The following is a 20,918-nucleotide window of genomic DNA, read 5'->3' as shown; positions in this document are numbered from 1 at the left end:
AGTGAAATAATAGTTAGGCATGAAGATGGTATGTTTTTACTTATGCAAAGAGATTTAATAAAGCCAAATTTTCCAGGTTTGTATGTAGCAAGTGCGGGTGGTAGTGCAGTGGTAGGCGAGAGACCTTATGATACTGCAATCAGGGAACTCAGGGAAGAAACAGGTATTGAAGCACCAAAATTAGAGCAGATATACAGATGTATGAGCAAGGATACTATATATTATGGCTATATATGTGAAACTAATTGTAATAAAGATTCAATTACGCTTCAAGAAGGTGAAACAATATCTTATTTGTGGTTGACAAAAGAAGAATTCTTTAAGTTTATTGAATCAGACAAGTATATGCAAAGTCATAAAGAAAGAATGAGTGAATATTTAGATATAATTAGGTAAATTCTAATTTGATGAGATGACTAACTGAACATCATTTATATTATATACAATTAGAGTAGTTAGTAAGAAAAAATCTTTATATTGGTTTAATCATATGCCATCTATAAACTAGAATATATATTAAAAAAGCCTTTGTAGGTAGATGCACAATTTAGCGATAATCAAACTTTTTAGCGTTAATCGAATATTGCTAAATTGTATTAAAATTCAAGTCATTATACATAAAAAGCTACAATTTTGATACAATGTAAACCACTGCACACTCTTACGATAAATTATGCACGCGGGTGTGCAGTTTTTTATCGGGTGGGTGTACTTTTTAGCGATAAGGATTGGAGTGTTTACAGTTGTGTAAAAATTCTTACTTCTATATAATAATATTATTTCCTCATACAACCCATGTTGAGACGGTAGTATTGATGTCAAGAGTGTAAGCTTTGATTTTACTGGGTCTGTTGGATTACATCCATCTTGGCTACTCGACCTAAAGTGTGTTTTTGCGTTTGAGGGAATATATCAAGGGATAGAAAAAGAACCAAAAAATGAAGTGGGGTTGAGTGGATAGATTAGATTACGTCTTAGGGTTGTGGAGAAAGGTTAAATGTCACCTTGACTGTAAAGAGGGCTTAAGTAAAAAATAGGAGGTTGAGAATTGGATAAATTAAACTTTATAAAATCAGTTCCGATTTCGAAAGGTTGGTCGGGCGATAAAAAATATTGTGTTACATTCAAAGATGGCACGAAGTATCTGCTTAGGATTTCACCAATAGAACAATTCGATAGAAAAAAGGAAGGGTTTGAAATGATGAAGGAAGTATTGTCTCTTCATATTCCAATGTGTCAACCAATAGGATTCGGAGTTTGTGATGAGGGTGTTTATTCGTTACAAAGTTGGATTGATGGCAATGATGCAGAAGATGTTATATCAGATTTATCTGTTTCTAAACAATATGCCTATGGTCTTAATGCGGGCAATATTCTAAAAAAAATTCATACTATTCCTGCACCGAAACAACAGGAAAATTGGGAGATCTGTTTTAATCGCAAAATTGAAAGAAAAATACAAATGTATTCTGAATGTCCAATCAAGTATGAAGGTGGGCAATTATTTATCAATTACATAAATGAAAATCGCTATTTACTCCATAATCGTCCGCAATGCTATCAGCACGGAGATTATCATATAGGTAATATGATGATAGACACCAATGATAAACTAATAATCATAGATTTTGACCGTTATGACTATGGGGACCCATGGGAAGAGTTCAATCGTATAGTTTGGTGTGCACAAAAAGCACCAATGTTTGCAACAGGTATGGTTAATGGCTACTTTTCTTATAATGTGCCGATGGAGTTTTGGAGATTGTTGGCACTATATATTTCAAGTAATACACTTTCTTCTCTTCCGTGGGCAATTCCTTTTGGACAAGGAGAGATTGATACAATGCTGAACCAAGCAAAGGAAATATTAAAATGGCTTAATAATATGAATAATTCAATACCAACATGGTATATTAATGAGAAAGATTATTTAAAGAAAAGGGAAATGTATGCTGATAATTAAAGGATTTTCACTGGGTTATTAATCAAATTGTGACCATGTATTTGAAGTATGCAGAGAACCAGGCAGAAAGAAGAAATATAATGCACATCTTTTGTATTATATTCAACAGAAGTAGTTAGTAAGGGAAAAAGAATTCTTTATATTGATTTGCTTATATTGCTAGAATATATATTTAAAAAGCTTTTGTAGGTAGATGCACTCTGGTCTAGTTTAAAGACTTTATATAGATATAAATACGAAGTAAATAAAATCACCTAAAAGGAGAATATGCAGAATGTCTAGGCTACTGGAAGAAAACAAAAAATGAGTGCAATGGCTATTTTAATGATTATTTTAAAAATAGGGGTGAAGTATATGAAAATAAAAGATTTATTAAAAATAGGGAATGAATCTGATAGAGTCTCAGCTTTGTATGACATATTTGAAGAAGGGACAAGACTATCAACAAAAGTAACTCAAGTGGAATTTTTGACAACATAAGACAGATTGAAAAACATTTATTATTTGTGGCAGAAAAGTAGAAAAATATGATGTGGATATTAAATATACTTTTAGGAGGATTGAATTTATGAATTATAAGATTATTGAACTTAATGATACACAGGTAGAGGATATTGAAAATCGTCTTGATGAATATGATAAAAAGTATACAATATATGAAATTTCAGGTAGTATAAAAATTGGTGTAAAAGATGGTGATAAATTAATTGCTGGAGCGGATGCATGTATGACTGGATTTAGAATATTATATGTTTCTACTGTATTTGTTGATGAAGATTATAGGAAAAATAAAATTGGCACATTGTTAATGAATGAAATCGAAAAACGTGCAAAATTAATGGGGGCAAATATGATTAGATTAGATACCTTTAATTGGCAGGGCAGGGACTTCTATCGTTCGATAGGATATGAAGAAGTTGGGTCTTATGATAATAAAGTTGATGGTTTTTCAGAGCACTTCTTTTTGAAGAGATTATAAAAAAAGTGATTTGCAATCTTTATACGTCATAATCTTATAATAACCGAGTAAACATTCTAGGCGCCAGCAAGAGCATTTATCTTTGAAATCATAACAACATGAATTAAAAAAGAAAGGATTGACATATTTACTGCAGGGATAGTAATCTCCCATAACTTCCGGTGGAACGATCTGATCCTTGGGTACATTCTTTGCCGTATAAGGAAATTCTTCGAATATCTGATTGTTTTTGTAGAAAAGGTGAGGGGAACTAAATTTGGAGGAATTAATAATGAATTATAGAAAAATTGAGCTTGATAGTAGCAATATCGACAAGAAATCAGAATTGCTTTTAATGCAGATTGCAAAATGGCATAATCTCACACCAAAACTATGGATACCAGATTATACAGTTACAACAGCAGAAATAGAAGAAACAGTACTAAAAATTCAAAATACAAGAAATGAAGATTTGTTACTTGTTGTTGCAGAAGATGAACTAGGCCATATACAGGGATTTATATGGGCTTGCAAACAAGAGAAATCTCAAGATAGTGTTATGATTTTATCTTTATATGTAACAGAGGATTATAGGGGCCAGGGGGTAGCTACAAAACTAAAAAAATTATTGGAGGAATGGTGTCGGCTTGAAGGAATAAAAACAATAGAAACAACAGTGCATTATAAGAATAATAGTATGATAGCATTAAATCAAAAACTTGGGTATAATCCTGGAATGGTATATATGACAAAAAAATTATAAGAAGTATACTTCTAAAAAGACAAAACATAACACAAAAAGTCGGGAACAATCACTTGATAAGAGATAAGATATATTTGCAGATAGGGGTGATGAATATGGGATGGGTTGAAGGAATTGGCAGGGCTATTGATTATATTGAAGATAATATTACAGAAGAAATCTCAATAGAGGATATTGCAGAAAAAGCATTTATATCTCCATTTTATTTCCAAAAAGGTTTTGCAATGCTTTGTGGTTTTACAGTTGGAGAGTATATTAAACAACGTAGGCTTACACTTGCTGGTAGTGAACTTATTTCTACTGATAAAAAGATTATGGATATTGCAGTGAAATATGGCTACACCTCAGCAGATAGTTTCACAAAGGCTTTCACCCGATTTCATGGTGTTACACCTACTGCAGTCCGAAAAGATGGAGCAATGGTTAAATCATTTGCCCCACTAAAAATAAAATTCTCATTGGAAGGTGGCTATATTATGGATTACAAAATTGTTGAAAAAGATTCATTCACTATTATGGGTGTATCAAGGATGTTTAAGTATGACGATGCAACTATGAAAATTCCACAGTTTTGGACAGATCATTATCAAACAGGAAAGGGTAAGTTTGTATGTGGAATGTACGGAATATGTATAGCTGAGAGCGCGATGGATTCAGATGAATTCGAGTACTTAATTGCAGATGATTATAATCCATCTTTGGAAATACCTGATGGTTTTGTTACAAAGGTTATACCTAAACATATATGGGCTATTTTTGCTTGTAAGGGTGCAATGCCAAAATCTTTGCAAGATGTGAATAAAAAAATTTTCTCAGAATGGCTGCCTAATTGCAAGGATTATGAAATTGCAGCAGGTTATAATGTTGAAATGTATACCAATATAGCTGATTATCCACAGGGTAATCAGGATGAAAACTACTATAGTGAGATTTGGATTCCTGTTAAAGAAAAAAATCATGTAGAATAGGATAATAGAAATTAATAAAACATTACCTGTAGATAAAAAGATACGTGTAATTTCAATTTCATTAGGAATAGATGGTCCAGAAATGAAAAATGGGGATTTGGTTCAAGAAGCTATAAACAGGGCTTCTAATGAGGGAATATATACTATTGCTATGGGAAATAGCTTAATGGGGACTGGACGGGATCCTCTGGGGGATTCAAATGATTTAAATTCCTATATCAAAGGGTATTTTTGGAGGAATACTGAGTATAGGATGATTAAAGAAGATATATTGGTACCTATGGATTCTAGATGTGTAGCTAGCCCTACTGGAGATGATAAATATGTGTTTTATTATTCAGGAGGTATGAGCTGGGCGGTGCCATATACTGCTGGACTTTATGCTTTATGCTGCCAAGTAAATCCTAAAAATTTTCACGAGTTCCAGCAAGAAGTACAATAATCTTTTTACAGCTTTTTGTTTAATTTTACCTGTACTTGATTTTCTATAATATTGCACTATGAGTAGATAAATTCTTTCATGTAAATATTACAATTACAAGGACATAGTGTTTTCTGATCAATTATTTTCTGCAAAACTGGGGAAAGGATTTTTGATTTTTTTAAAATAAGGTTTATAATATATTTATAAGATATTGCAAATAAGAAATTAGGAGGATTGGGATTATTGTAATTGACAGTGAAGAAACACATGACATTAACTATGACTTTATTATTTATTTAAAGAAAGATCCTAAGTTATCTCATGATTATTATCCTTATACTAAGGAACTTTATTTAAATATTTGTGAATTGATGAATGACAAGGAAGTGACAATAGGAGAATTAACAGGGCATTTTTTTAATCTATCAGCATTAAGTAAAGACAAACAGAGGCATGAATTAATTTCACTACTACACTATTATAATGAAGAAACTTTTGATATATCTAGAAGCTTAATTAAGGAAACATCTTGTTATAAAACCCAAGGGAAAAATATTTACCATTTAGATAGGTTTTATATTTATCCTAAATACAGGGGCAATGGAGTAGGTAAAATAGTTTTAGATGAATTTATAAAAAACATTTCTGCTTATGTTGAAGATAATATAAGGTATATTGGACTTTTTCCAGATCCAATTACTGATGATATTGAATTTGATTCTAAAGAAAATATGGATATATGTGAAAGAGGAATTTTAGTCAAACACTTAAAAACCTTTTATTCTTCTTTTGGATTCCAAGAAATGAAAACCAATCGTGAGTATATGTATTTAGATTTAAATAAAGTAAAGTGGACCAAAAGTATTACTTGAAAATAAATAAAAATATCTACTAGTTTATGCACCCCAAAGTTTAGGCAATAATGTAAATTGTATGGAAGAAAAGGAAATTAAAATTCCAATGTGGTCAAATGAAATAATCAAACAGCTTAATTGGAACGGTGGACTTCAATTGGGATTTTTTAATTCATTGTTTGCTCAAAAAAATGTATTACAAACAACCGAAGGGTATAATTATCTGGTTATAGATGACGTATTATAAAATATGATATAATATTAAATATAAGTGAAAGATGGAATTGGGGGTGTTCCAATGACCAACGAAGAATTTCAAAAGATAGTATTAGAGGAGTTAAAAAGCCTAAAAGAAGGCCAAAGAAGCTTAGAGAAAGGCCAAATAAGCTTAGAGGAAGGCCAGAGAGAGATTAAAAAGGAATTAAAAGCTATTACTGAACAGACAGCTGATTTAACAGAATTTAGACAAGAGACTAATACTAAACTTGACACTATTATTGAGGAAAATGAGATATTAAAAGAACTAATAGGAAAACATGAAGTAGATATTAGAAGACTTCAAAGAAGAATAGTATAGTAAATAATAATAAAAGAACTCTTATATAAGAGTTCTTTTATTATACCAAAGTTTTTATCTTCATGCATTTATTGCTTTTCACCTAATTAAATAAGGAGAATAACATATAGTAGACAATGTTATAATTTACAAACTTTTTGGAAAGGAGGAGAAATCTTGGCAGAGCCAATTGATTTCATAAATATTAGCTATGTTCAATTTTTTACTGATATGAATTGTAATGATATGGACAACAATGCAACCATTGTTCATACTGAAAATACAAACTCTATTGATGTTGACTCAAATGTAGTGAATGAAGAAACTGTTGATATAGAATCCTCAGACAGTTTTAATATTGACGAAGCTAATGAAATAATTTCATCTAATGATAGTAAAGATGAGAGTAGTATTAATATGCAATGTTTTGATAATAGATGTGGTGATGATCTAGTAGAGCCTTCCCCTTGTGTTAATGTTAATAGTAGAAACTTAGATATTTGTCCAAATTATTCAGAAACACCAACTGGAATCAAAACTGGTGTTATAGCTAAAATACCTGTAGTCTTAGCTCAATTAACTGTTCCATTCCATATTAGTTCAGTAATCAACTTACCTGAGCTAGTCTTTGAAGTAAAAGACATTAAAAAAAGTTTAAAAGTAACTCAATGTATACTTTTACAACCTACCAATATTCTGTTTATAAAAGGATTTGTACGCCAAAATATTGATTATTCTACTATAAATTGTTCTAGTCTTGATGGAGTAAGTGTAGATATTCATCATTGTACTGTGGATACTCCTTTTGAATGCAGTACATCTGTTAACTTCTTTATAGAACCTTTAAAACCACTTCAAAATACTAAACAAGAATTTCAATATTTAAAGGAAGAGATATTTTCAAAAAAAGCTTTTGCTGAAAAAGATAAATCGTTGTTAGGGGATTTTTCTGAATTTAATCAAGTGAGTGAAGAATTCTTTAATGAATGTCCTTTCTGTAAACTACTTTCTAGTAGAATAGTTGAATTTGATGAACTCATTAATAATTTTCCTCAACTAAATATTGAGTTTCCATATAAAGAAAAATTCTTTATACAAATAGAAGAAAAAATGGTAATAGAGATTAAATTAGAAATAATTCAAAACATAAATGTGGTAATTCCACCAATTATAAATGATTTAACAAAAATAAATATAAAAAATATAATCACATAATTAGACAAGTTGAATACCATGTACTAGGGAAAAGGACATAGATGTTTTGACATCCAAATAATAATCTGTTAGGAGGATACTAAAATGAGTGATAAAATTGAAACGGCAAAAGTAAGTAATATTGAAGTTTATGATGATAAGTGTAGATGTAATCCAACACAACAGGTTTGTGTTGATGTTGATAGTAGAGATTTAGGTGATTGTCCAAATACACCATTGGTACCATCTGGAATTACAAGTGGTGTTATAGCCAAAATACCTGTTGTTTTAGCTCAATTAAGAGTTAGATTCTTTGTCAATTCAACAATTAATTTACCAGAACCAGCTCTCGAAATTAAAGATGCTAAAAAAAGATTAAAAATAACTCAATGTTTGCTTCTACAACCTACTAATATACTCTTTATAAGAGGGTTTGTCCGCAAAAATATTGATTACTCTACTAGAACTTGTTCTAGTCTTGATGGAGTATGTGGAGAAATTCATCATTGCACTATAGATGTTCCTTTTGAATGTACAACACCTGTTACTTTCTTTAGAAACCCACAAAGTTTACTTGTTAACAGTAGGAATGAATTTGAATACCTCAGAGAAGAAGAACTGCCTAGAGACACTTTTGCAGAGAAAGATCGTTTAATGTCAGGTGATCTATCAGAGTTTAATCAACAAAGCGAGGAGTTTTTCAACGAACTTCCATTCTGCGAATTATTATATAGCAATATTTATGAATTCGACGAATATATAAATCGTACTGCTCCTACTAATGTTGATATTCCTTTTGAAGAAAGAGAATTTACTGAAATTGAAGAAAAAATGGTTATAGAACTCACAATTAAAGTTTTACAAAAAAGGCAAGTTAGAATTTCTCCTACCACTGGTGATTGTGTAACTAAAGAAGTAATTGAAACTAAAACTGAAAGTTAATTGCCATTTTCTGATAGGGTATGTTGCCGCATACCCTATCAATTTACTATAAGATATATATTCACTTTTATATTATGCCTAAAATCAAAATTTGTGATAAAAAAACTGTGACTCGAACTGTTCCAGTTATAGAATGCAATTTCCTCGATTCATTTATAGCCGAAAAGATACCTCTAAATTTAAGAGGTGTCTTTTCGGCTATATAAGTTTTTTTAATACATAAAATCTATTTTTACATAGATTTTACATATAGGAAATATTAGATTTTACAATGTTGATTTAATATATAAATGTAAACAAAATAAAAAGATGAGGTGGATATGATGAAAAAGCTTATAAGTCTTGTGATGTTGATTATTATGGTTGTTGGTCTTTTATCAGGATGTACAGGAGAAAATAAAGCTAAAGATGTAAGCAAAGATAATGGAGCGTTTGATTTGGAAAATGAGATTGTAGCAGTGACAAGAGAAGAGGGCTCAGGTACAAGAGGAGCGTTTGTAGAGCTTTTTGAAATAGAAGAAAAAGCTCAAGATGGTACAAAAATTGATAAGACTACAAAAGAAGCAATTACACAAATGAAAACAGATACCGTTTTAACTACTGTTGCAGGAAATGAATATGCTATAGGCTATGTATCTACAGGTTCTTTAAATGATACAGTAAAGGCCATAAATATTGATGGAATAGCACCAACTGTAGAAAATATTAAAAATGGAAGCTATAAAATTGCAAGACCCTTTAATATTGCAACAAAAGATAATCTAAGTGAATTGGCTAAAGATTTTATAAACTTCATAATGAGTAGTGAAGGGCAGGAAGTAGTACAAAATAACAAGTATATAGCAATAGAAGAAAATACAAGTCCATATAGTGGGAACAAACCTTCAGGTAAAATAGTAGTGGCAGGTTCTTCTTCAGTTACTCCACTGATGGAAAAACTTAGAGAAGTGTATTTAGAGATAAACCCCAATGGGGAAATAGAAATACAACAAAGCGACTCATCTTCAGGTATGAAAGCTGCAATAGATGGAACTGCAGATATAGGAATGGCTTCAAGAGAATTAAAAGATAGTGAAAGTGCTGAACTTAAAAGTACAGCTATAGCAATAGATGGAATAGCCGTAATTGTAAACAATGAAAATGCCGTGGAAAATCTAACCAAAGAAAATATAAGACGAATATTTATTGGTGAGATAACTAAATGGAGTGAAATAAATAAATAAAGTAGGGATAATATGAAATTTAAATTTAAAGAAAAATTCATGGAAATAATATTTTTCATATCAGCCAGTATTTCTATAATTTCGCTGATTCTTATATGTGTATTTATGTTTGCTAATGGTATACCGGCTATTGTTGAAATTGGCTTTTTCAAATTTTTATTTGGAAAGGACTGGTCTCCTACCAATATTCCCCCTTCTTTTGGTATATTTCCAATGATATTAGGCTCCCTTTATGTAACAGGGGGGGCTATATTGTTGGGAGTTCCAATAGGAATACTTACAGCTATTTATTTGGCAAAGTTTTGTCCTGAAAAACTTTATAGATGTTTAAAACCAGCTATAAATCTTATGGCAGGAATACCTTCAATTGTTTACGGATTTTTTGGTCTTATAATATTGGTTCCGTTGACTAGAGATATATTTGGAGGAACAGGAAATAGTATACTGACTGCATCTATTCTTTTGGCTACAATGATACTTCCAACTATTATAAGCCTTTCTGAAGCTGCTATAAGAGCGGTTCCAAAGGATTATTATGAAGGAGCTGTAGCTTTAGGAGCTACTCATGAACGTTCTGTTATATTTGCTATGTTACCTGCAGCAAAATCTGGAATTATGTCATCTATAGTTCTTGGAATAGGTAGGGCTATAGGAGAGACTATGGCTGTAGTGATGGTTGCAGGAAATCAAGCTAGGATGCCAAATGGAATACTAAAAGGTATTCGTACACTTACAGCCAATATTGTAATAGAAATGGGGTATGCTGCTGATTTACACAGAGAGACTCTTATTGGGACAGGGGTTGTACTTTTCATATTTATTTTGATTATAAATGGAATATTTTCTGTATTAAAAAGAAAGGTGGTATAGATGAGTAGATTAATTAGAATAATGATAAAACTAGCTGCACTTATTACATTTTCAATACTATTCTTAATTATAGGATATATTTTAGTTAAGGGATTACCCAATATTAAACCATCTCTATTTGCTCTAGAATATACTACAGAGAATGTTTCATTATTTCCTGCTATTGTTACTACTATTATTATGACTTTTTTGTCATTGATGATTGCAGTTCCTATAGGAATATTTTCAGGATTTTATCTTGTGGAATATGCGAAAAATGGAAATAAACTAGTAAATATTATAAGAATAACAACTGAAACTTTATCGGGAATACCTTCTATTGTATATGGATTATTTGGACTATTGTTCTTTGTAACTACTTTGGGCTGGGGTTTTTCTATTTTGGCTGGTGCTTTTACTCTTTCTATCATGATTTTACCCTTGATAATCAGATCCACTGAAGAAGCACTGTTGGCTGTACCAGATACATTGAGAGAAGCTAGTTTTGGTCTGGGAGCTGGAAAACTTCGAACTATATTTAAAGTGGTACTTCCTGTAGCTATGCCTGGTATATTGTCTGGAATAATACTTGGAATAGGTAGAATTGTGGGAGAGACTGCAGCTTTAATTTATACAGCTGGTACAGTACCTAAAATACCAAATAGCTTGTTTTCTTCAGCTAGAACTCTTGCAATTCATATGTATGCTCTTTCTAGTGAAGGATTATATACAAACGAGGCTAATGCTACTGCTGTGATACTATTGATTGTAGTTATAGGGATTAATGGATTGTCATCTTATTTCACAAAAAAATTGTTAAAGGGGAATTACAATGGATAAGATAAAAATATATAATATGGACTTATATTATGGAAAATTTCATGCTTTAAAGGGTATAAATATGAATATTGAAGAAAAATGTATTACGTCTTTTATTGGACCATCTGGAAGTGGAAAGTCTACATTGTTAAAAACGCTAAATCGTATGAATGATTTAATAGACGATTGCAGTATTACGGGAAATATTTTTTTAGATGGCTTGGATATATATAAACATATTGATGTTAATCAATTGAGAAAACGAGTTGGTATGGTATTTCAAAAACCCAATCCATTTCCTATGAGTATATATGACAATATTGCCTTTGGTCCTCGTACTCATGGAATTAAAAATAAAGCAATTCTTGATGATATAGTAGAGAAAAGCTTAAAAGATAGTGCTATATGGGATGAGGTAAAGGACAGGCTTAAAAAAAGTGCACTGTCTCTTTCTGGAGGTCAGCAGCAAAGAATTTGTATAGCTAGAGCCTTGGCTGTCAATCCAGAAGTGCTACTTATGGATGAGCCAACAAGTGCTCTTGACCCTATTTCTACTGCTAAAATTGAAGACTTAGTCCAAGAATTAAAAGAAAGCTATACTATAGTCATTGTAACTCATAACATGCAACAGGCTGCTAGAGTTTCTGATAAGACTGCCTTCTTTCTTTCTGGAGAGCTAATAGAGTACAATGATACTGAAACTCTATTTTCTATTCCTGAAGATAAGCGTACAGAGGATTATATTACTGGTAGGTTTGGTTAAAAATCACAAATGGAGGATTAAAATGAGAGATAGATTTAATAGAGAGTTAGAAATACTGAATAATGAGCTTATAGAAATGGGTTCTGCTGTGGAAAAAGCAATACAAGATGCTATAATAGCTTTGAGAGAAAAAGATATGATTTTGGCACAAAAAATTGTTGATAATGATGATGAAATAGATAATATGGAAAAGGATATTGAAAGCAGATGCTTAAAGTTGTTAGTTCAACAACAGCCTGTAGCAGGAAATCTTAGACTGATATCATCAATATTTAAGATGATAACTGATTTAGAAAGAATAGGAGATCAAGTTCAGGACATATCAGAAATAATTTTGAGAATAGGAAATAATAAATTGATAAAAGAACTTACTCATATTCCTCAAATGGCAGAAGCTACAATGAAAATGGTTAATAAAAGCATAGATGCATTTGTGAGTAAAGACTTAGAATTGGCAAAAGAAGTTATTGAATATGATGATATAGTAGATAATTTGTTTGCTACCATAAAAGATGAGCTCATATCCTTGATTAGAATGGATGCATCTAATGGAGAACAAGCTATTGATTTGTTGATGATAGCAAAATACCTTGAGAGAATAGGGGATCATGCCGAAAATATAGCTGAATGGGTGGTGTTTTCCATAACTGGAATGCATAAATCAGAAGAAAAGATGTAGGGGTGATTATATGCCTAAAATTTATTGCGTTGAAGATGATGAAAGTATTAGGGAACTAATTATATATGCACTTAAAAATAGTGGTTTTGAAGCAGAAGGGTTTGAAGAAGGAGAAGAATTTTTTTTAAAACTTAATTCTTCTAAACCGGATTTAATCATATTGGATCTTATGCTGCCTGGAGATGATGGACTTACGATATTAAAAAGAATGAGAGAGGATATAAATACTCAAGAATTGCCAGTGATTATTCTTACGGCAAAATCAACTGAGTATGATAAAGTAAAAGGTCTTGATATGGGTTCGGATGACTATATTACAAAGCCATTTGGAGTAATGGAATTGATATCAAGAATAAAGGCGGTTTTAAGGCGTACTTCAACCAGACAAAAAGAAGAGGTATTCTCGCTGGATGGAGTTTCATTGGACTATAAAAAGAGAATAGTTACGGTAGATGGTATTTCTGTAGATTTAACTTATAAAGAATTTGAGCTATTGTATTATTTGCTTAAAAATAAGGGAATAGTCCACACAAGGGAAAATTTGATGAATCAAATATGGGGGTTTGAATTTGAAGGAGAGACTAGAACAGTAGATGTACACATAGGTACTCTTAGGAAAAAGCTTGGAGATTATGGCGAGCTTATAAAAACTGTAAGAAATGTTGGATATAAAGTAGGTGACATAGATTGAGAAGGAAAATTTTTTTAAATTTTGTTAGTTTAGCAATTGTATCCTCTATTCTAACTGCTGTTCTCATAAGTGTCATCTTTTATAATTTTTATCTTGATTCAGAATGGAAATCCTTAAAAAACACAGCTTATACCATATCCGGTACAATTGAACATATAAAATATGATGATTTTCAATATCTCATCAATATTAAAAAAAAGAGTCCAAATATAAGAATTACAATCATAAATTCTCAAGGTAAAGTGCTATTTGATACTGATATGGAACAAAGCAAGATGGAGAATCACCTGGAAAGGCCAGAAGTCAAAGAAGCTATAAGAAATGGTACTGGTGAATCTACTAGATATTCCACCACATTAGGGCAAGATACTCATTATTTTTCTGTATTACTTTCTGATGGTTCAATATTGAGAATTTCTCAGGATTATGACAATATTTTTACTGCCATGGGTAGTATATTGCCTGGAATAATTGTTATTGTTTTATTGGTAATATTTTTGTCATTTTTCATGTCGTCATTACTTTCGAAGAAAATATTAAAACCTATAAAAATGGCAACAGAAAATATTGATAAAATAATTTCAGGGGTAAACTTGTCAGAGTTTGAAATTTATGATGAATTGCTGCCATTTACTCAAGCTGTCAATAGACAGAGTTTAGAGATTAAAAAATACGTAAACGAATTAAAAGAGAAAGCAGATACCATAGAGACAATTACTGAAAATATGAGTGAAGGATTTATACTTATAGAAGAAAACAAGAAAATTGTCTCACTAAACAATAGTGCTATTAAATTGTTAGATGCTAAAGATGATAAGGATTACTACAAAGAGAGCTTTATAGTACTGTCAAGGGATATTGAAATAAATAAAACCTTAGATAAAGTTTTAAAAACAGGAGAAAATAAAGAAATATTAGTTTATTTATCTAATAGATATTTAAATGTTTATATAAATCCAGTTGTAAATGATGGAAAGGTTATAGGAGTAATGATATTGATAGTTAATAATACAGATAAATATAGAGCTGAAAAAATGAGAAGAGAGTTTTCTGCAAATGTATCTCATGAGTTAAAGACACCGCTTACATCAATAAATGGTTATGCTGAAATAATTGAATCAGGGCTTACAAGCAAAGAAGATACTGTTAAATTTGCAGGAATTATAAGGAAAGAAGGAAATAGACTTTTAGAACTAATAGATTCAATCATTAGATTGTCAAAACTTGATGAAGATTTTTCTAGCAAAGAATTTGATTTCGTAGATTTATATGAAATGGCAAACAATATATCTCAAAATTTTGACATTGCAGCAAAAGGAAAAAATATAAATATAGTAGTTGAGGGAAATCATAACAAAGTACAAGCTGATAAGAGTATGATGGAAGAACTTTTATATAATCTTATAGACAATGCTATTAAATACAATAAAATAGACGGCACTGTAAATGTGAAAATACAGGATGAAATTAATTCTACTATTTTGACAATATCAGATACAGGGATTGGTATTCCAAAAGAAGCTCAAGAAAGGGTATTTGAAAGATTTTATATGGTAGACAAAAGTAGAGGCAATAAAAGTACAGGATTAGGTCTTTCTATAGTGAAACATATTGTAGAATATCACAATGGTATCATAAATCTTAAAAGCCAAGTTGGACATGGAACGAAAATAAAAATAGAATTGCCATTTATCCAATTAAAAAATAGCTGAAAAAATGGATAGAAATGTAGCTATAATAGATGATAAAATAGGTATATATATAAAAGAATGAGGGTGAAGATTCATGATAAATAATGATGAATTGAAAAAAAGAGTTAGTGAAATTGAAGACTGGGTTGTACTTTTAAGAAGAGATTTTCATATGCATCCTGAATTGGGCATGGAAGAGTATAGAACTAGTGAAAAAATAGTGAAATATCTAGATGAAATGGGTATCCCTTATACTAAGGGAATAGCTAATACAGGAGTTGTTGGAATTATAAAAGGAGCAGAAGCTGGAAAGACTGTAGCATTGAGGGCTGATATGGATGCTCTTCCTATAGTGGATAGAAAAGATGTCCCATATAAATCTCAAATCAGGGGAAAAATGCATGCCTGTGGTCATGATGCTCATACTGCAATATTGTTGGGAACAGCAAAGGTACTAAATGATTTGAAAAAAGAATTTAAAGGAAATGTAAAACTTATATTTCAGCCAGCGGAAGAGACTACTGGTGGAGCAAAACCTATGATAGAAGAAGGAGTTCTTGAAAATCCTAAAGTAGATGGTATATTTGGACTTCATGTATATAATGATATTGATGTAGGGAAAATAGGCATAAAATATGGCCAGATGAATGCTTCTTCGGATATGATAAAAATCATTATACATGGTGAAAATAGTCATGGAGCATATCCACATTTGGGGGTAGATGCAATAGCTATTGCATCTCAAGTTATAGTTTCTATTCAAACTATTGTTAGTAGAAATGTAGATCCTAGAAATTCTTCGGTTATATCTCTTGGTACTATTCATGGAGGAGATGCTGGAAATGTCATAGCTGATAGAGTGGAGATTGAGGGAATAGTACGTACTCTTGATTCTGATTCAAGGGAAAATGTCATGAAGAAAATAGTAGATATTGTTGAAGGAGTTTCTTCCTCAATGGGGGGAAGTGGAGAAGTCATAAGAAGAAAAAGTTATGATGCCTTAATAAATGATGACACCATGGTAGACATTGTATATAATAATATTGTGGAGCTATTTGGAAATGATAGTGTAGCCAATATAAAATATCCAAGTTTTGGAGTAGAGGATTTTGCATACTTTGCTGAAGAATGTCCTGGAGCTTTTTTTAATTTGGGTTCACGAAATCAAGACAAGGGCATAATTCACGAAGGACATACTCCTTATTTTGATATTGATGAGGACTGTTTAAAAATGGGAGTTTTAATGCAAGTTAAAAATGTACTTACTTTTTTGAATGAGTAGTGAGATACAAGGAGGCTAGAAAAATGGAATATATGGGAAAATATAAAACATGGATAGGTAATCCATATTTCGATGATGAAACTAAAAAAGAATTGGAAGCTATAAAAAATGATGAGGCTGAAATTCAAGACAGATTTTATACTGATTTGTCATTTGGTACAGCAGGGCTAAGGGGAAAAATTGGAGCGGGAACAAATAGAATGAATAGATATACTGTATCTTTGGCAACTCAGGGATTGGCAAATACCATAAAATCTTTTGGACAAAGTACTATGGATAGAGGAGTAGTCATAGCTTATGATGTGAGACATTTCTCTAAAGAATTTTCAGATATTGCAGCAAGAGTTCTTGCCGCCAATGGGATAAAAGTCTATTTGTTTGAGGATTTAAGGCCAACACCAGAACTTTCCTTTGCTATAAGAAAGTTAAAAACTATTTCAGGTATTGTCATAACAGCAAGCCACAATCCAAAAGATTATAATGGATATAAAGTATATTGGGAAAAGGGTTCTCAAATTCTTGATGAAATTGCAGAAAAAATCACAAACAATATCAAGAATGTAGGAGAATTTTCAAATGTAAATATTATAGATAGACAAGAAGCTTTAGATAGAGGTTTGCTTAAAATAATAGGAAAAGAAATAGATGATGAGTATATAGAAAAAGTTAAAAATCTTTCACTACATGATGACATAGATAAAGATATAAATATTGTTTATACACCTTTAAATGGAACTGGAAACATACCAGTTAGAAGAGTTTTGAGAGAAAGAGGATTTAACAATATATTTGTAGTTCCAGAACAGGAAAATCCAGACCCTGATTTCACAACAGTTGGATACCCAAATCCAGAAGATACAAAGGCATTTAAATATGCTGAAAATTTAGGGAAAAATGTAAATGCAGATATTCTTATAGCTACAGATCCTGATTGTGATAGAGTTGCATGTATGGTTAAAGACAAGGATGGAGAATATGTTTCACTAAATGGAAATCAAACTGGAGCACTTTTGGTCAATTATGTATTGATGTCAAGACATGAAAAAAATTCTTTGCCTGAAAATGGAGTTATAGTTAAGTCAATAGTTACAGGAGATTTAAGTAAGGCAATTGCAAAGAAATATAATATGGGCACAGTAGAAACGCTTACAGGATTTAAGCATATTTGTGGCAAGGCCAACGAATTTGATGAGACGGGAGAGCATACATTTATATTTGGGTATGAAGAAAGTATTGGATATGTGTATGATACTATAGTTAGGGATAAGGATGGAGTCATCTCTAGTATGCTTATTTCTGAAATGGCAGCTTATTACAAGAAGATGGGAAAGACTCTTTTAGATGTTTTAAATGAGCTTTACGAAGAACATGGATACTATAAAGAAAAACAAATATCTATAATATTAGAAGGAATAGATGGGAAAAATAGAATAGCTAGAATAATGGAATCTTTTAGAGCTAAGCCAATTCATGAGATAAAGAATAGCAAACTTGTAAATCTTATTGATTATTTATCAGGAAATACAGATACTCCACCATCCAATGTACTTAAATATAGATTTGATGATGAATCTTGGTATGCTATAAGACCTTCAGGTACAGAGCCAAAGATAAAAATATATATTTATTCAAAGGCAGATACAATGGAAAGCTCTCTTGCAAAAATTGAAGATATGGAAAGTGCTATTATGAAAAGAATAAATTCTGTAAATTGATTTTAATATTTAATTTTAATGCCGAGGATTAAACTGAACATTCAGTTTAGTCCTCGGTTTTTCTTTTTTCATGAATATATTTGTTAAGTATATCAAACAATAAAGTATGCAACAAAAATGAGATAAGGAGTGATTAAAATAAAAGCGGTAATTATGTCAGGAGGTAAAGGCACAAGACTTAGACCTCTTACTTGTCATATTCCTAAACCTATGGTCCCTATATTAAATAAGCCAGTCATGGAATACATATTAGAACTTCTAAAATTTCACGATATAGAGGACATAGCTGTAACATTACATTATTTGCCTTCATCAATTATAGATTATTTTCATAATGGCGAAGATTTTGGCGTCAATATGAATTATTACATAGAAAAAACACCTCTGGGAACAGGAGGAAGTGTGAAGAATGCAGAGGAATTTTTAGATAGTACTTTTGTAGTTATAAGTGGGGATGCTTTTACAAATATAGATTTACACAAAGCTATAGATTTCCATAAAAATAAAAAATCAAAGGCGACCTTAATATTGAAAAAAGAGCCTGTTCCATTGGAATATGGAGTTATAATCACAGATGAAAATGGAAAAATAACTAGGTTTTTAGAAAAACCTAGCTGGGGTGAGGTTTTTAGCGATACTATAAATACTGGTATTTATATATTGGAACCAGAAGTTCTTGATTATTATAAAAAAGGAGAAAACTTTGATTTTAGTAAAGATTTGTTTCCAAGACTTTTAAAAGATAATATACCTATGTATGGATATATAACCGAAGATTATTGGTGTGATATAGGTGATATAAATTCCTATACAAAAACGCATAGGGATTTATTAGATAAAAAAATTTATATGAAATTTGAATCTAAAGAAATTGAAGAAGGTGTATGGATAGGGGATGGAACTTTTATAGGAAGAGAAGTAGAAATGATTTCCCCTGTTTACATTGGGGAAAACTGCACAATAAAAGGGAAAACTAAAATAGAACCATATACAGTTATTGGTGACAATTGTTATATAGATTCTGGATGTTCTCTTAAAAAATCTGTATTGTGGGAAAATGTGTTTTTTTCAAGAAATGTGGAAGCAAGAAAATGTATTGTATGTGACGATGTAAATGTAAAGGAAGGAGTAAAATTGTTTGAAGGTTCAGTAGTAGGATCATCTTCAACTATATCGACGGGAGCAATTGTTGGTCCAGATACTAAAATATGGCCTCATAAACTTATAGAGGAAGATGTAAAAGTAAATGAAAACTTGATTTGGGGCTCGAAGGTTTCAAAGACCATATTTGGAAATAGAGATATTCAAGGATATATAAATATTGATATAACTCCTGAATTTGCTTCAAGACTTGGCTCAGCTTTTGCTTCCCAAACAATTGGGAAAGGAGTTTTTGTCGTAAGTAGTGATGAATACAATTCATCAGAACTTATTAAAAGTTCATTGATATCTGGGATTTTGTCTACAGGTTCAAAGGTCATAGATATAAAAGATGCTTCTATGCCTATGTGTAGATTTGCAGTACAACATTTTAGGACCAATGGGGGATTACAAGTTACGTCGGATTCTCATGACAAAAATAAAATACATATAGAAATTATTGATGAAAGAGGTGCAAATATCAGCAGAAATTTAGAGAGAAAAATTGAAAATGCTTTTGGTATTGAAGATTTTAAGAGATGCAATGGAGAAAGTGTAGAGGATATAGTTAGAATGTATAATTTTTCGTCTATTTATATAAATGAAGGAGAAAAGATTCTTAAAAATCTTTCTGAAATTAAAAGACGAAACTTAAAGGTATTGATACATTCTGCATCTGTGAATGTTTCAAATTTAGCAAAGAAATATTTAGAAAGTATTGGTTGTGACGGAGTTGTAAGTAGCGATACACATCCTTATGAAAAAATATCTAAAAGAGTACGGGAAGAAAAATTTGATTTAGGAGTTATATATAGTGAAAATGGCGAGAATATGATACTTATAGATGAAAAGGGAAGAATATTGGATGGAGAAAAATTCTCACTTTTTTCTTTCTTTATGGGATTTAAAAGTGGAGAAATGAAAGAAGTTGTTATTCCATACAATTTTCCTAGAGTTGTAGAGAATATGGCAACTAAATACAATGGAAAAGTGTATATAACCAAGACCAATTTATCTGATACATTAGGAGAAATAATGGATAGAAACTGTCTATATCAATACATTTTAAATTTTGATGCTATCTGGGGCACTGGGAAAATAATAGATTTTATAGTATCAGAAAAAATAGCTTTGAGCAAACTAGTAGACGAATTGCCTAAATATTATTATGTGAAAAATAAGGTTTTTTGTCCATGGGAAGAAAAAGGAAGAATACTTAGAAAAATCATAGAAGATAATGAAATCGGGATAGAAACTATTGAAGGGGCAAGAATAGTTGATGACAAAGGCTGGGCATTGATTCTTCCAGATGAAGAAAAACCATTGTTTAATATTTATGCAGAAGGTTTAAACGAAGAATATGCTCAAGAATTGTCGGGCTTTTATCAAGAAAAGATTAGGGAAATGCTAGAAGATTCCAGGTAGACTAGTGGCTGAAAGGAAT

Annotated in this window: 22 protein-coding genes; all 22 read left to right on the top strand. The window is 31.1% G+C overall.

The genetic code is table 11. The features are described 5' to 3' along the window. Positions 1 to 396 (top strand): NUDIX domain-containing protein (locus tag BUA21_RS11160; RefSeq protein ID WP_072744915.1); only part of this gene is annotated, 396 nt, incomplete at its 5' end. Between the two features lie 652 nt (positions 397 to 1,048). Further along, a complete protein-coding gene (locus BUA21_RS11155; protein ID WP_072744914.1) occupies positions 1,049 to 1,963 on the top strand; it encodes an aminoglycoside phosphotransferase family protein in 915 nt (304 codons plus the stop codon). Between the two features lie 312 nt (positions 1,964 to 2,275). After that, on the top strand, positions 2,276 to 2,443 hold the full coding sequence (locus BUA21_RS14760) for a hypothetical protein (RefSeq protein WP_234973711.1): 168 nt from the start codon (positions 2,276 to 2,278) through the stop codon (positions 2,441 to 2,443). Positions 2,444 to 2,531: 88 nt separating this feature from the next. Further along, entirely contained in the window at positions 2,532 to 2,942 is a 411-nt protein-coding gene (locus BUA21_RS11150) for a GNAT family N-acetyltransferase (protein WP_072744913.1), read from the top strand. 271 nt (positions 2,943 to 3,213) lie between these two features. Further along, positions 3,214 to 3,684: a GNAT family N-acetyltransferase gene (locus tag BUA21_RS11145; protein ID WP_072744912.1), complete on the top strand. Its 471-nt coding sequence runs from the start codon at positions 3,214 to 3,216 to the stop codon at positions 3,682 to 3,684. A gap of 95 nt (positions 3,685 to 3,779) precedes the next feature. Then, positions 3,780 to 4,652, top strand: a complete 873-nt coding sequence (locus BUA21_RS11140) for an AraC family transcriptional regulator (protein WP_072744911.1) — start codon at positions 3,780 to 3,782, stop codon at positions 4,650 to 4,652. 82 nt (positions 4,653 to 4,734) lie between these two features. After that, complete coding sequence (locus tag BUA21_RS11135; RefSeq protein ID WP_072744910.1) at positions 4,735 to 5,094, top strand: hypothetical protein; 360 nt, start codon at positions 4,735 to 4,737, stop codon at positions 5,092 to 5,094. A 353-nt stretch (positions 5,095 to 5,447) separates the two neighbouring features. Further along, positions 5,448 to 5,948, top strand: a complete 501-nt coding sequence (locus tag BUA21_RS11130; protein ID WP_072744909.1) for an N-acetyltransferase — start codon at positions 5,448 to 5,450, stop codon at positions 5,946 to 5,948. Between the two features lie 61 nt (positions 5,949 to 6,009). Next, entirely contained in the window at positions 6,010 to 6,177 is a 168-nt protein-coding gene (locus BUA21_RS14755) for a hypothetical protein (RefSeq protein ID WP_159429108.1), read from the top strand. A 51-nt stretch (positions 6,178 to 6,228) separates the two neighbouring features. Next, positions 6,229 to 6,507 carry a hypothetical protein gene (locus BUA21_RS11125; RefSeq protein ID WP_072744908.1) on the top strand — a complete coding sequence of 93 codons (279 nt, stop codon included), beginning with the start codon at positions 6,229 to 6,231 and terminating at the stop codon, positions 6,505 to 6,507. A 156-nt stretch (positions 6,508 to 6,663) separates the two neighbouring features. Further along, the gene (locus BUA21_RS11120) at positions 6,664 to 7,701 is read left to right on the top strand and encodes a CsxC family protein (protein WP_132996289.1); all 1,038 of its coding nucleotides are present in this window, start codon (positions 6,664 to 6,666) and stop codon (positions 7,699 to 7,701) included. An 84-nt stretch (positions 7,702 to 7,785) separates the two neighbouring features. Further along, positions 7,786 to 8,622, top strand: coding sequence for a CsxC family protein (locus BUA21_RS11115; protein ID WP_084604271.1), 837 nt, complete (start codon positions 7,786 to 7,788; stop codon positions 8,620 to 8,622). Between the two features lie 323 nt (positions 8,623 to 8,945). Next, complete coding sequence (locus tag BUA21_RS11110) at positions 8,946 to 9,845, top strand: substrate-binding domain-containing protein (RefSeq protein ID WP_084604270.1); 900 nt, start codon at positions 8,946 to 8,948, stop codon at positions 9,843 to 9,845. 12 nt (positions 9,846 to 9,857) lie between these two features. Then, on the top strand, positions 9,858 to 10,715 hold the full coding sequence (gene pstC / locus BUA21_RS14570; RefSeq protein ID WP_132996288.1) for a phosphate ABC transporter permease subunit PstC: 858 nt from the start codon (positions 9,858 to 9,860) through the stop codon (positions 10,713 to 10,715). Then, positions 10,716 to 11,534 (top strand): phosphate ABC transporter permease PstA, encoded by an 819-nt coding sequence (gene pstA / locus BUA21_RS14565; RefSeq protein ID WP_132996287.1) that lies wholly within the window; start codon positions 10,716 to 10,718, stop codon positions 11,532 to 11,534. It abuts the gene before it with no gap. After that, entirely contained in the window at positions 11,527 to 12,276 is a 750-nt protein-coding gene (gene pstB, locus BUA21_RS11100) for a phosphate ABC transporter ATP-binding protein PstB (protein ID WP_072744906.1), read from the top strand. Before pstA ends, pstB begins: the two co-directional genes overlap by 8 nt. 22 nt (positions 12,277 to 12,298) lie before the next feature. Then, a complete protein-coding gene (gene phoU, locus BUA21_RS11095; RefSeq protein ID WP_072744905.1) occupies positions 12,299 to 12,955 on the top strand; it encodes a phosphate signaling complex protein PhoU in 657 nt (218 codons plus the stop codon). Positions 12,956 to 12,965: 10 nt separating this feature from the next. Beyond that, the gene (locus tag BUA21_RS11090) at positions 12,966 to 13,646 is read left to right on the top strand and encodes a response regulator (RefSeq protein ID WP_072744904.1); all 681 of its coding nucleotides are present in this window, start codon (positions 12,966 to 12,968) and stop codon (positions 13,644 to 13,646) included. Then, positions 13,643 to 15,358, top strand: coding sequence for a sensor histidine kinase (locus tag BUA21_RS11085; protein WP_072744903.1), 1,716 nt, complete (start codon positions 13,643 to 13,645; stop codon positions 15,356 to 15,358). The genes BUA21_RS11090 and BUA21_RS11085 overlap by 4 nt, the downstream gene beginning before the upstream one ends. 73 nt (positions 15,359 to 15,431) lie before the next feature. After that, positions 15,432 to 16,619: a M20 metallopeptidase family protein gene (locus BUA21_RS11080; protein WP_072744902.1), complete on the top strand. Its 1,188-nt coding sequence runs from the start codon at positions 15,432 to 15,434 to the stop codon at positions 16,617 to 16,619. 23 nt (positions 16,620 to 16,642) lie between these two features. After that, entirely contained in the window at positions 16,643 to 18,334 is a 1,692-nt protein-coding gene (locus BUA21_RS11075; protein ID WP_072744901.1) for a phospho-sugar mutase, read from the top strand. Positions 18,335 to 18,463: 129 nt separating this feature from the next. Next, positions 18,464 to 20,899, top strand: a complete 2,436-nt coding sequence (locus tag BUA21_RS11070) for a sugar phosphate nucleotidyltransferase (RefSeq protein WP_084604269.1) — start codon at positions 18,464 to 18,466, stop codon at positions 20,897 to 20,899. Positions 20,900 to 20,918: the final 19 nt, after the last annotated feature.

This window comes from Sporanaerobacter acetigenes DSM 13106, assembly GCF_900130025.1.
GTDB lineage: Bacteria > Bacillota > Clostridia > Tissierellales > Sporanaerobacteraceae > Sporanaerobacter > Sporanaerobacter acetigenes.
Note: the sequence above shows the minus strand (reverse complement) of the source record. Positions and strands in the feature narration are given on the sequence as shown.